Genomic DNA, 12,291 nt, shown 5'->3' on the forward strand with positions numbered 1-12,291 from the left:
CATGCTCACTTAACGGCTAGTGGACACTCGCATAACACTGGCAATGATTAACAAGGCCCCGAGCCATTGGATTAGAGAAAGACTCTCCCCCAGCCACAACATGGCAAATAGGGCACCAAATAACGGCTCACTGCCCATCAGTAGCGCGACACGCGTTGGGGACGTTCGGCTGATCGCAAGGTTTTGAGCAAAAAATGCAAACAGCGTACACATCAGCACTAAATACAAGGTAATCAGCCAAAAAGCAGGTTGACTGAGTGACGACCAAGCAATCGATTCGCCTGAGCCCCAGCCAACGATGATGGCCATGAGCATCACCATCAGAGACTGAATCGCAGTCAAACTCAACATGGTAATGGAACGGTTATGAGTCAGGCGTTTGGTCAGCGTCACCATGATTGCACGCCCTACTGCAGCCAATAGAATCAAGCCATCTCCTAAGTTGAACGAGAGGTTAAAGCCTGAGTGCAAGCTCAGCAGCAATACCCCCAAACAACTTAACATCCCCATGAGCCATAGAGATCCAGAAACTCGGCTACGATTAATCAACGTTTCTGCAAGCGCCGTTAGGATCATAGACAAGCTGATCAGCACCGCAGCATTCGTAGCGCTGGTATACAGCACGCCAGACACTTCACAGACAAAGATTCCTGACAGAACAAGACCGGTAGGCAGAGCGCGTAACCAATCCTGATTCTTGCCTTGTTTAAAATCTCGAACCAAGACAGGCAAAAGCATCAGGAATGTCAGTCCAAAACGGATGCCAATGAAACTAAACACCCCAACATACATTAACGCGTCTTTTGTTAATCCATAGCTGGTCCCCCAAAAGATCGCGACCAGTAGCAGCATGCATTCTGTCCAGCCAAATAATGGTCGATAGGGGTGAGTTGTTAGGGTTGTCATCATCTTACCTCGTTGTTTCTTTTGACGAGGTACAGTCTAAATTGTATCGTTCAAGACAATAATACAGGCAACTAATAAATAACTTTTGTCTTATGAACACAAATGAACTACTCAAGCTACTGCCTGAACTCGGCACATTTGTAACGGTGGTCGATGCAGGCAGTCTTTCTGAAGCGGGCCGACGTCTACAGCTGCCGCCCTCTTCCATTAGTCGTGCCATCTCCAAGCTTGAAGATCAATTGAGCAGTAAATTATTAGAGCGCACCACTCGTTCATTGGCTTTGACACCGATAGGTCGGGATGTATACGAACAAGCGCTTTCAATGATGGACGCAGCAAAAGCCGCCATTGCTCGCATTGAAAGTCAAAAACACGAGTTGAATGGTCTGCTAAGGATTGCGGCCCCAAAAGCATTAAGTAAGCACATCATTGCGCCTTTGATCTTTAAATTTATGGCGCAGCACCCAGCGTTAAAAGTGCAGCTCACGGCTTCAGATAACATGGTCGACCCAGCGACAGGGGAAGTGGATCTATTGCTTCAGGTGACTGAATCCCCTTGTGAACATCTGGTGGCGAGGCCTGTGGGATTCGTTAAGCAAGTGCTTTGCACAACTTGGGATTACCTTGAACAACACCCCAAACCACAACACCCACAGGATTTAAAAGACCATACATGCATCGCTTTAGGTGAAAAAAACGATGATCACTGTTGGTACTTTGCCAACGGTGAAACAGTAGAGCAGGTCATGACAAAAGGCGCGTTTGCCAGCAACCACTCTGAGATTCGTCTAGCTGCCGTTCAGAAAGGACTGGGGATCTCGATTTTTCCAGAATTCGTGGTAAATGAAGCCATTTCAAAAGGCGAGTTGGTGGCGTTGTTGCAGGATTGGACGTTCCAAGGGAGCTATCACGGCACGATATACGCTCAATACAGCCAATCACGCTTTGTGCCGGCGACCATTCGAGCGTTTATTAGTTTTCTTACCTCTGAGCTTGCTGAAAAGGATTAGGTGTTCAGCAAGCCTACAGAGATGCTAAACGAGCGCTATTGGACCGAACGCACTCGGCTCACCGCATCAAGCCAACCGGAGTAAAGCTTTTCGCGATTATCTTGCCCCATTTCTGGGTTGAACTGCTGCTCTGATTGCCACAGTTCACTGATTTGTTCGAGAGATTCGTACATGCCCACACGAAGCCCTGCAAGGAAAGCCACACCTAATGCAGTGGTTTCCGTCACCTGTGGGCGTTCTACGGTGATACCCAATACATCGCTCAAGAACTGCACGACAAGGTTGTTCACCACCATGCCACCATCAACTCGAAGCGTACTAAACTGCGCGCCATCCTGCGCCATAGCATCGACAAGGTCTTTAGTCTGGTAACACACGGAACGCAGCCCTGCGCTGACGATATCCGACACGCTGGTATCACGAGTTAGGCCGATCATGGCACCACGGGCATCAGGATCCCAGTACGGCGCACCTAACCCAGTAAAGGCAGGCACTAAATAGACGGTATCTGCATTTAAAGCTCGTTCCGCAAGACTTTGCGTTTCAGCAGCATCATCAAACAACTTCAAACCATCGCGGAGCCATTGAATAGCTGCCCCAGCCACAAAGATACTGCCTTCTAGGGCGTAGGTGACTTGCCCGTTAATTCGATAGCCTACGGTGGTGAGCATTTTATGTTCTGATTTAAGCGGCTGATCACCGGTATTCAGGATCATAAAACAGCCTGTGCCATAGGTGCTTTTCACCATACCAGGGGAGAAACAAGCTTGACCCACTAATGCGGCCTGCTGATCACCAGCAATGCCGTTTACAGGGATTTCAGCTCCCAACCACTGGGCATCGATGGTGCCGAAATCATCACTTGAGTCCATCACTTGCGGGAAGATAACATCGCCGATTTCGAGTAGTTCGATTAGCTCTTCGTCCCATTTTTGCGTGTGGATATTAAACGCCATAGTGCGGGCGGCATTGGTCGCATCTGTTCGATGGTAACGACCATTTGTAAGCTTCCAGAGCAAATAGCTATCAACCGTACCAAAGGCAATGTGGCCGAGTTTTGCTCGCTCTTTAACGCCTTCAACATTCTCTAGAATCCAACGAATCTTGGTCGCAGAGAAATAGGGATCGATGAGCAGACCTGTTTTGGATTGCACCAATTCGCTGTACTCTTTGTCGACTAAAGATTGACAGTACTGGCTGGTTCGGCGATCTTGCCAAACAATCGCGTTGTAAACTGTCTCACCCGTCTCAGTGTCCCACAGCACGGTCGTTTCACGTTGGTTGGTAATACCAATTGAGGCTATCGCATCCGCATCAATGCCTGTATCCTTGAGCACGTTTTGACAAACCGTAAGGGTAGATTGCCATAGATCGTTCGGGTCGTGTTCCACCCAGCCATCGTTTGGAAAATGCTGAGGAAATTCTTGTTGGGACTGACCAACGCGCACGCCTTTCGCATCAAATATAATCGCTCGGCTACTGGTCGTTCCTTGGTCGATAGCAAGTAGATATTGGCTCATGACTTAGCTCTCTTGGTTTTTCAAAACATCACTATCCAATGGGATGGCAATGAATACGTTGTTATTTTTGTTAATCGAACATAAATGTTCAAATTCGAATATTCTGTATTAAAACCATATTCGTTTGCTTTAGCAAGCAGCTATTGAGGAGTTTGAGTCGGCATGGGCCAGATGACACGCCAAGATCAGATTATTAAAGTCGTTCGTGAAAAGGGTTACGTCTCTATCGAAGAGTTGGCTGCGCAGTTTAATGTGACCCCTCAAACCATTCGCCGTGACATCAATACGCTGGCCGACCAGAACATCATTCGTCGCCATCATGGTGGTGCTAGCTGCGAGTCTTCTACAACGAATGTAGATTACAACACACGCCAAGCATTACAGCTCGATGCTAAAAAACAGATCGCTAAGCACATCGCCAAAGAGATCCCAAACGGCGCGTCTTTGTTTATTAATATCGGCACCACAACCGAAGAAGTGGCTCGCGCATTGCTGCAGCACCATAACCTAAAGATCATTACCAATAACATCAATGTTGCGTCGATTCTGCGTACCAAAGAAGACTTTAACGTTATTGTTGCAGGGGGGACGGTTCGAAGCCGAGACGGCGGTATCATTGGTGAGGCCACGGTAGACTTCATAAATCAGTTTCGCGTGGATTACGGCATTATCGGTATCAGTGCCATTGATCAAGAAGATGGCTCTCTATTAGATTACGATTACCAAGAGGTACGTGTCGCACAGAGTATAATCTCCAATTCACGGGAAGTCTTTCTGGCCGCCGACCATGCGAAATTTGGCCGAAGTGCCATGGTGCGCTTAGGCAATATCACCCAGGTAGATCGCTTATTCAGTGATGCAGAACCCCCAAAATCTATTAAAGCCTTATTAAAAGAACACTCGGTAAAATTTGAACTGTGTGAGTAATCCTGACACAGTTCACGCTTTCTAACTTTGTCACAAGCCTTTTCCATTCTGAACACCTCTCCTCCTTCTCAAAGCTTAACGCTCAACAACTGTCACATTTGTTTGATAATTTTTTAATCAATCAGCTTGCCAAAGCGAACATCTAGTTCTAGTATTCGAACAATAATTTTCATTTTCGAAAATAAAAGTTCATATTCAAACTTATAAATGTATTCGAGAGGGACAGGGCATGACCCACAGACACGTTGATCTTTTCATTGTCGGTGGCGGCATCAATGGTGCAGGCATAGCAGCTGATGCAGCAGGCAGAGGCTTATCGGTAGCGCTGTGTGAAATGAACGATTTAGCCAGTGCTACATCTTCTTCTAGCAGCAAGCTGATTCACGGTGGCTTAAGGTATTTAGAGCATTACGAATTTCGTTTGGTGCGTGAAGCATTAAGCGAGCGTGAAGTATTGCTAAAGAATGCGCCTCATCTGGTGACTCCCATGCGCTTTCAAATGCCTCACCGCCCTCATCTTCGTCCTGCTTGGTTAATCCGCCTTGGTCTTTTCCTTTATGACCATATTGGCAAGCGCGAGATGTTACCTGGCTCAAAAGGCGTAAAGTATGGCGCTGACAGCCCTCTTAAACAGGACATTTCTCAGGGTTTTGAATACTCAGACTGTTGGGTTGATGATGCACGCCTAGTCGTTGCCAACGCTATGAGTGCTAGAGAACACGGCGCTCTGATCATGACTCGCACCCGTTGTGAGTCAGCTAAACGTGAAAACGGTGTTTGGGTAATCGACGTGGTTCATACCGAAACGGGTGAAAGCCAACGTTTTACCGCAGACGGCATGGTCAATGCGGCAGGCCCTTGGGTTTCAAGCTTTATCGAATCTAAGCTAGAGCGTAAGGCACCTTACAGCATTCGAATGATCAAAGGCAGTCACATTGTTGTTCCGAAACTATTTGAGCAAAGCAATGCCTTCATCATGCAAAACGCCGATAAACGCATCGTGTTTGCTATACCCTATCGCGATCAATACACATTGATCGGTACAACAGATGAAGAGTATCGTGGTGATCCAAAGGACGTGTCTATTAGCGATGCCGAAACGGATTACATTCTTGATGTGGCCAACCAACATTTTAAAACTCAGCTGTCTAAAAAAGACATCGTTTGGACTTACTCAGGGGTTCGCCCACTACTTAACGATGAGTCGTCTAACGCCTCAGCGGTCACCCGTGACTACACGCTTCATGTGGAAGATGACCACGGAAAAGCGCCATTGTTAAGCATCTTTGGCGGTAAGATCACGACTTATCGTCAACTGGCATTATCAGCCATGAAAGATCTGAAAGAGTATTACCCTAATATGGGCAAAGAATGGACCCATGCACACCCACTCCCTGGCGGTGATATGAGCAATGACCATCAGGCTTTCGCACAGAAACTGATGCAAGAGTTTCCATTCCTTACTCAAGCACAGGCAAAACGCTTTACAGGAAGCTACGGTACTCAAGCCTATGTTCTGTTGGGTGAAGCCACTTCAGTGAGTGATTTGGGCGAGTGCTTTGGTCAAGACCTCTATCAAAAAGAAGTCGACTATCTGATTGAGCATGAGTGGGCAAGAACAGCCGAAGACATCTTATGGCGTCGTTCTAAACTCGGACTGGAGTTCACCACAGAGCAATGTGCTCGTTTAGAAAGTTACCTGAAAAGTGAACTGGCAAACGACGAAATCCTGATTAGCGAACAAATCGCTTAAACCAGATAGTTAAAATGAAAAAGAGTGCACTCAGCACTCTTTTTTCATTTATTCACTAGTAAACTGAAGGATCGTCTTCATTAGGACGAGTTTTAAAGCGGCGATGCAACCACATGTATTGCGCTTTATTACGGCTGATCAACTCTTCAATAATTTGATTGCCGCGGATAGCATCCACCGTTTCATTTTCACCAGGGAAATTCTCTAAAGGCGCGCCAATTTCTATATTGTAGCCTTTGTCGTCAGCGTTACGCTCCACAAAGAATGGCAGTACTTTCGCTTTACCAAGTTTCGCCAATGTTGTGCCGCCAGTGATAGTCGCCGCATTCGGCACGGCAAAGAATGGGATAAACACAGCACTTGAACGACCGAAGTCTTGGTCAGCGGTGTACCAAATAACATCTGGCGCGCGTAAGCTGCGCACCATTTGTCGCATGTCTTTTTTCGGGATCAAAGCTTTGTTCGAACGCAAACGGCCTTTAACTTGTAGATATTCCATCACAGGATTGTTATGCGGGCGGTACACCCCAACACCAGGATTAAACTGACCAAAGATACGCGCCCCCATTTCCAGTGGTAAACAATGCACCGCAAACAAGATGACGCCTTGCCCATTGTCCAACGTGCTCTGAACATGCTCTTGGCCTTTGATGGTCATATGACGTTGCACACGCTCATCAGACCACCACCAACCACAGATCGTATCAAAAATAGCTTTACCAGCTTCTTCGAAATTACGGACTAATAAATCGTGGCGCTCTTCTGGGCTCGCATCAGGAAAACAAAGCTCTAAATTACGTTTCGCCGTTCTGACTCGGCTTTTAGCGTACTTCATGATCAGACGACCGATAAGTTTACCCAGTCCCATCTGCCATGGTAACGGCAACATGGACACTAAACGTCCTAAACCGATACCGAACCAAAGTCCCCAATGTTTGGGATGGAGCAATGCCTTAGAGAATTGCGCTTGTTCTACCACGTCTTATTACACCCATTAAAAATTCGCCGCCATTCTAACGTATCTTGCGTAAAATTTTGAGTTCGTAGAGACAAATAAAGCCCCATATAGGGGCTTTATGAGAAGCACTAAGGTTGAAATGAGTTATTGCTGTAAAGTTGCGATAAAATCGTCTGACTCTTTAATCGCTTCACTCATCTCGTTAATCAGACCTGAAATGTCAGTTCTTAGGCTTGCGAACTCGCCCTTGATAGCACTTACAGCGGCAGCATTAAGATTATGCTTCAAATACAGCACATTATCATTCAGGGTTGCCAGTACTGGCGCCATCTTAGACTCCGCTTGATGCATACTGCGAAGCATTTGGCTGAACTGACGCTTAGTCGCGTTCAGTTTGTCTTCGCTTGCACGGCGTAGCTTACTGTTCGTGTATTGATCGAGCTCGTCTTCCCATTCATCAAACAAGTCGTTAGCGACCTCTTCTACGTTATCGATTTTTTTCGATACACGCTCCGCCGCGGCTTTACTGTTTTGATAATCGTCATTTAGATCGTTGTAAATGTCTTCGTAATCGCCACCATCAAAATCGGTCAACACCACCAAACGCTGGTAAGCTGTTTGAAACTCTTCTTGGCTGTCTTTTTGACTATCACGGACATCTTCAACTCGATCCACCAAGATGTCTCGCTTATCAATGCCAATTTTTTCCATGGCACCATAGTAGGCCGTTTGACAGCCAGCTAATGACATCAACAACACTGCACCCATGGTTTTAACGACCATACCTTTCATATATTTTTCCTTATCAATCCGTTATCTGTTGAATATTGTCTCGACTGTTAACAAGGATTACAACCTTTCGCAGCCCAGCTTTCATATTAGGTATCATTATAAATCTTCCATACTGAGGCTTATCCTATCAGACATGTAATCCAGAAAAGCCGTTATTCGGCTGGCGAGTGTGGTATTGCGATAATACACCGCATGCACGGGCTCCCGCTCATTCGGGCTAACTGTGTCTTGCTCCAATACTTTGATGAGACGGCCACTTTTTAAATCTTGCATAATCATAAATTCAGATAACAACGCAAAACCTTGTCCTGCAAGGCATAGTTGGCGCATGGTTTCACCACTACTGCAATGCAAAGTTGGGCGCAGAGTCACTGCAGAAGAAAGCGGCCAACGATTCAAATGAGGGGCATCGGTAAATCCCAACACCTGATGTTTCAGTAAGTCTTCTGGCACTCGTGGAGCACCATAGCGATTAAGATACTCTGGAGATGCGACAACATGCAAAGGGCTTTTGCCAAAGTATCGCGCATGCAGATTTGAATCCTTAAGTGAACCGATCCTAAAAGCCAAATCCGTGCGGCGCTCAATCAAATCTATGATATTTTCATTTGCCACCAACTCCAGCTCCACCTGCGGGTAGCGTTCGCGAAAGCCTGCCACATGGGGGACTAGCTGATGCAAGATAAAAGGTGTTGCTGCATCAACTCTCAAGCGTCCCGCAGGAATGCCTTTTAGTACTTTTAATTCCTCTTCTGCAGCAGCAAGTTGTTGCAAGCCTAGGCGTACTTGCTGGGTGAACTGACGTCCCTCTTCCGTTAACTCAAGCCTTCTAGTCGTTCGGTTTAATAGTGTGCTATCCAATTCTTTTTCAAGGCGACTGACGGCACGAGACACTTTCGCCACTTGAATATCTAGAATCCGTGCAGCCGAAGAAAAACTGCCACTATCAACTACCGTGAGAAGAATTTCGAGATCTTCGTTACGAGAAATTATTGTCATTTTTGTAAAAGTAATTTGTTGTTAATGCTGTTTTTGCAAAAAATAGCATTGGGCATACTGACACGCAAGTTCAACATAACCTCAACTGGAGATTGAAATGCCCATTGCTCTACTCGCACTGACCCTCAGTGCATTCGCGATTGGTACAACCGAGTTCGTTATTGTCGGTTTGGTACCTACTATCGCTCAAGACCTTAGTGTGTCATTGCCCTCAGCTGGCTTGTTGGTCAGCTTGTACGCTTTAGGCGTAGCCATTGGCGCCCCGGTATTAACCGCTCTGACTGGTCGCTGGCCCAGAAAACATGTCTTACTTTCGGTCATGACATTATTTGTGATTGGTAATGTGCTAGCTTGGATGGCCCCTAGCTACGGTTCACTGATCACAGCCCGCATCCTTACCGGTCTTGCTCACGGTGTGTTCTTTTCTATCGGCTCAACCATCGCAACGGGGTTGGTTAGTAAAGATAAAGAAGCCAGTGCTATTGCCATCATGTTCACCGGTCTTACCGTTGCTCTAGTGACGGGTGTGCCGCTAGGCACATGGATCGGCCAAAACTTTGGTTGGCGTGCGACCTTTATGGTGGTTGCTGTTCTTGGCTTTATCGCACTGATCGGTAGTGCTTTATTGATACCTAAAAACTTAAAGCAATCAGCCCCTGCGCGTATCTCACAGCAGCTGAGTGTTCTGACTCAACCTCGTTTATTACTGGTCTATGCCATGACAGCTGTTGGTTACGGCGGCACTTTTACCGCCTTCACTTATCTTGCGCCCATTTTGCAACAAGTCTCAGGTTTTGATGCCAGTGCTGTAGGACTAATCATGCTGGTCTATGGCGTCTCTGTTGCGTTCGGCAATATCTGGGGTGGCCGTTTGGCAGACCGTTTGGGACCAATCAAAGCTTTGAGTTACATCTTTGCTGCGCTGGCTGCCGTTCTTCTAGTGTTCACGTTTACCGCAAGTAACTCTGTGGCAGCAGTACTGACGATCTTAGTTTGGGGAGCTTTTGCCTTTGGCAATGTACCAGGTCTTCAGGTCTATGTTGTGCAATTGGCAGAGAAATACACACCTAACGCCGTGGATGTGGCATCTGGTTTAAACATCGCCGCCTTTAATGTAGGCATTGCTTTAGGTTCGATTCTTGGCGGCGTCATTATTGAGCGCATGTCTCTCACGGACACCGCTTGGGTTGGCGCCATCATTGTTGTCATTGCACTCATACTGACCCGCTTTTCTGGATCTTTGGATCAGCGTCAAACCTCTGCTCAAGCAGCACTTTAACCCTTATCATTACATTAATAGGAGCATTTTATGAATACGATCCCATCACTTGGTTTTGGCACCTTTCGTCTAGAAGGTGACATCGCATATCAATCCGTAAAGTCTGCATTGGAAGTTGGCTACCGCCATATCGATACCGCACAAATTTATGGTAATGAAGCTGAGGTTGGTCAAGCCATTGCTGACAGTGGTATTGATCGCTCAGAGCTATTTATCACAACAAAAGTCTGGCTCGACAATTTAGCTACTGAGCACTTTATAAAGAGTGTTCAAGAGAGCCTAACCAAATTGCAGATTGACCAGGTAGATCTTCTGCTTATTCACTGGCCTGATGCGACTAACAAGATACCTTTGACCTCTTATCTTGATGACTTAGCTCAGGCTCAAAAACAGGGTTTAACCAAACACATAGGCGTTTCTAACTTCACCACCCAACATTTGGAACAAACCATTCAACAGTTAGGTGAGGGAGCAATATTTACCAACCAGATCGAAGTGCACCCCTATTTGCAAAATCGTCAGGTCATTGACTTCTGCCAGCAACACAATATTCGTGTAACAGGCTTCATGCCTCTTGCTGTCGGTAAAGTCATGGAAGATGCAGTGTTACAGTCCATTGCCAAAGATCACCAAACCTCCGTCGCGAATGTGGCGCTTGCTTGGCAGTTACAGCAAGGGTTTATTACTATTCCATCTTCTACCAAACGCGCAAATCAAGAGGCTAATTTAGCCGCATTCGATTTAGTTCTGACAAACGAAGACATGCAACGAATCGCTAGACTTGAAGCCAACGAGCGCATTGCAAACCCAGACTTTTCTCCTGAATGGGACTAATAGAGGTCGTTAAATATGATTCACGTAATCGCAACAATTGACGCAAAACCTGACTGCAAACAAGCCATCTTAACGGAGCTTCTGGCTATTCGTCCCGAGGTGCTGCTAGAAGATGGTTGCCTAGAGTATACGCCACTGGCGTTAAGGCCCAATACATTAGGCATGGAAGTAACAAACCATCCAAATCGCTTAACCCTTGTTGAAAAGTGGGCATCTGAAGAACATTTAAAGCGCCATTTAGAAACAGAGCACTTTCTGCGCTATAAAGCAGCAACGGAAGGCTTAGTAGAAGCTGTTAGCATTAACGTTTTTGAGCCGTTAGCGTAACGGCTACGTGAAAGGCATCGCCCTATTAATTGATATTTTTAGGGCGATTTTTTCTATGGAAAAATCTCGCTGTGTTAAGCGGACGTTCGACTTTGACGCTCTAACCAATCAAAAAACAACATCGCTTCAGGAGACAGGTCTGTGCCTGACTTGCGCACTAAATAGAAAGACTCACTAGCAGGGATACGTCGATCAAACAGTTCCACTAATCGACCATCGGCGAGCATATCTTCCACCATGGATGAACGTGCCAACGCTACCCCTACGCCAAGCTCCGCTAGACGCAACGATGCCAATAACGTGTCCAGTTGCATACCGCGAGAAGGATCGACCTGATCCTCATTGATCATCGATAACCAATAGCCCCAGCCTTCTTCGTAACCCAGTACATGCAGCAAGGTGGTTTTAGCTAAATCACTAGGATTTTCAATCGCTTCACGTTCCATAAGCTCTGGTGAGCAGACAGGAAACAAAGTATCCCAGCTTAGGCGCTGAGATACATAACCGGACCACTGGCCATTGCCCCAACGAATCTCAAAGTCATCGTCCGCATCGGTGTCTTTCACCCACAGGGAGCTGATATAGCGAATGTCGATGTTTGGGTGTAACTGATTAAACTCCGCCAAGCGCGGTGCTAACCAATGAACAAAGAAGGATAAACTGCCACGAATTTTTACTGGCGTGCGCTGATCCGAGTTGAACAGTTCATTGGTCGCGGCGGCTAAACGAGAAATAGAATCTTGGACCACGGGCAAATAAGACATGCCCTCATCGGTTAAGGTCAAACCGCGTGGCAAACGCTTAAACAATGCCACACCCAGATGACGCTCAAGCAAGCGAATTTGCTGACTGACCGCACCTTGGGTTAGATGTAGCTCTTGGGCAGCTTTGGTAAAGTTCAAGCTGCGCGCAGAGACTTCGAAGGTGCGTAACCAGTTTAATGGGGGAAGTGTTTTCTCATTCATCAAAGCACCCAAGCGCCGACC

12 protein-coding genes are annotated in these 12,291 nt (G+C 46.6%); 6 read left to right on the forward strand and 6 right to left on the reverse strand.

Features of this window, described 5'->3' with window-relative positions; genetic code table 11:
* Window positions 1-9 precede the first annotated feature (9 nt).
* Window positions 10-909, reverse strand: a complete 900-nt coding sequence (locus C8D85_RS05085) for a DMT family transporter (RefSeq protein WP_244936908.1) — start codon at window positions 907-909, stop codon at window positions 10-12.
* Window positions 910-998: 89 nt separating this feature from the next.
* On the opposite strand from C8D85_RS05085, the gene C8D85_RS05090 reads away from it, so the two are divergent.
* Window positions 999-1,916 carry a LysR family transcriptional regulator gene (locus C8D85_RS05090; RefSeq protein ID WP_133560252.1) on the forward strand — a complete coding sequence of 306 codons (918 nt, stop codon included), beginning with the start codon at window positions 999-1,001 and terminating at the stop codon, window positions 1,914-1,916.
* 35 nt (window positions 1,917-1,951) lie between these two features.
* On the opposite strand, the gene glpK is transcribed toward C8D85_RS05090, so the two are convergent.
* Window positions 1,952-3,436, reverse strand: a complete 1,485-nt coding sequence (gene glpK, locus C8D85_RS05095; RefSeq protein ID WP_133560253.1) for a glycerol kinase GlpK — start codon at window positions 3,434-3,436, stop codon at window positions 1,952-1,954.
* 162 nt (window positions 3,437-3,598) lie between these two features.
* Between glpK and C8D85_RS05100 the strand changes: the two genes are divergently transcribed.
* Window positions 3,599-4,363 (forward strand): DeoR/GlpR family transcriptional regulator, encoded by a 765-nt coding sequence (locus C8D85_RS05100; protein ID WP_133560254.1) that lies wholly within the window; start codon window positions 3,599-3,601, stop codon window positions 4,361-4,363.
* 229 nt (window positions 4,364-4,592) lie between these two features.
* Window positions 4,593-6,116, forward strand: coding sequence for a glycerol-3-phosphate dehydrogenase (gene glpD, locus C8D85_RS05105; RefSeq protein ID WP_133560255.1), 1,524 nt, complete (start codon window positions 4,593-4,595; stop codon window positions 6,114-6,116).
* A 55-nt stretch (window positions 6,117-6,171) separates the two neighbouring features.
* Here the strand turns inward: glpD and C8D85_RS05110 are convergent, their stop codons facing one another.
* From C8D85_RS05110 to C8D85_RS05120, 3 genes are all read right to left on the reverse strand, one after another.
* Window positions 6,172-7,095 (reverse strand): LpxL/LpxP family Kdo(2)-lipid IV(A) lauroyl/palmitoleoyl acyltransferase, encoded by a 924-nt coding sequence (locus tag C8D85_RS05110; protein WP_133560256.1) that lies wholly within the window; start codon window positions 7,093-7,095, stop codon window positions 6,172-6,174.
* Between the two features lie 123 nt (window positions 7,096-7,218).
* Window positions 7,219-7,866, reverse strand: a complete 648-nt coding sequence (locus tag C8D85_RS05115; RefSeq protein ID WP_211342122.1) for a DUF2959 domain-containing protein — start codon at window positions 7,864-7,866, stop codon at window positions 7,219-7,221.
* 96 nt (window positions 7,867-7,962) lie between these two features.
* Complete coding sequence (locus tag C8D85_RS05120; RefSeq protein ID WP_133560257.1) at window positions 7,963-8,865, reverse strand: LysR family transcriptional regulator; 903 nt, start codon at window positions 8,863-8,865, stop codon at window positions 7,963-7,965.
* A gap of 97 nt (window positions 8,866-8,962) precedes the next feature.
* On the opposite strand from C8D85_RS05120, the gene C8D85_RS05125 reads away from it, so the two are divergent.
* From C8D85_RS05125 to C8D85_RS05135, 3 genes are read left to right on the forward strand one after another with little or no spacing between them, the layout of a single operon-like run.
* Entirely contained in the window at window positions 8,963-10,144 is a 1,182-nt protein-coding gene (locus C8D85_RS05125; RefSeq protein WP_133560258.1) for an MFS transporter, read from the forward strand.
* Between the two features lie 30 nt (window positions 10,145-10,174).
* Window positions 10,175-10,978 carry a 2,5-didehydrogluconate reductase DkgB gene (gene dkgB, locus C8D85_RS05130; RefSeq protein ID WP_133560259.1) on the forward strand — a complete coding sequence of 268 codons (804 nt, stop codon included), beginning with the start codon at window positions 10,175-10,177 and terminating at the stop codon, window positions 10,976-10,978.
* Between the two features lie 15 nt (window positions 10,979-10,993).
* Window positions 10,994-11,305 carry a putative quinol monooxygenase gene (locus C8D85_RS05135; RefSeq protein ID WP_133560260.1) on the forward strand — a complete coding sequence of 104 codons (312 nt, stop codon included), beginning with the start codon at window positions 10,994-10,996 and terminating at the stop codon, window positions 11,303-11,305.
* Window positions 11,306-11,379: 74 nt separating this feature from the next.
* Here the strand turns inward: C8D85_RS05135 and C8D85_RS05140 are convergent, their stop codons facing one another.
* Entirely contained in the window at window positions 11,380-12,270 is an 891-nt protein-coding gene (locus tag C8D85_RS05140; protein WP_133560261.1) for a LysR substrate-binding domain-containing protein, read from the reverse strand.
* Between the last annotated feature and the right edge of the window lie 21 nt (window positions 12,271-12,291).

Source organism: Marinomonas communis (assembly GCF_004363305.1).
GTDB classification, from domain to species: domain Bacteria; phylum Pseudomonadota; class Gammaproteobacteria; order Pseudomonadales; family Marinomonadaceae; genus Marinomonas; species Marinomonas communis.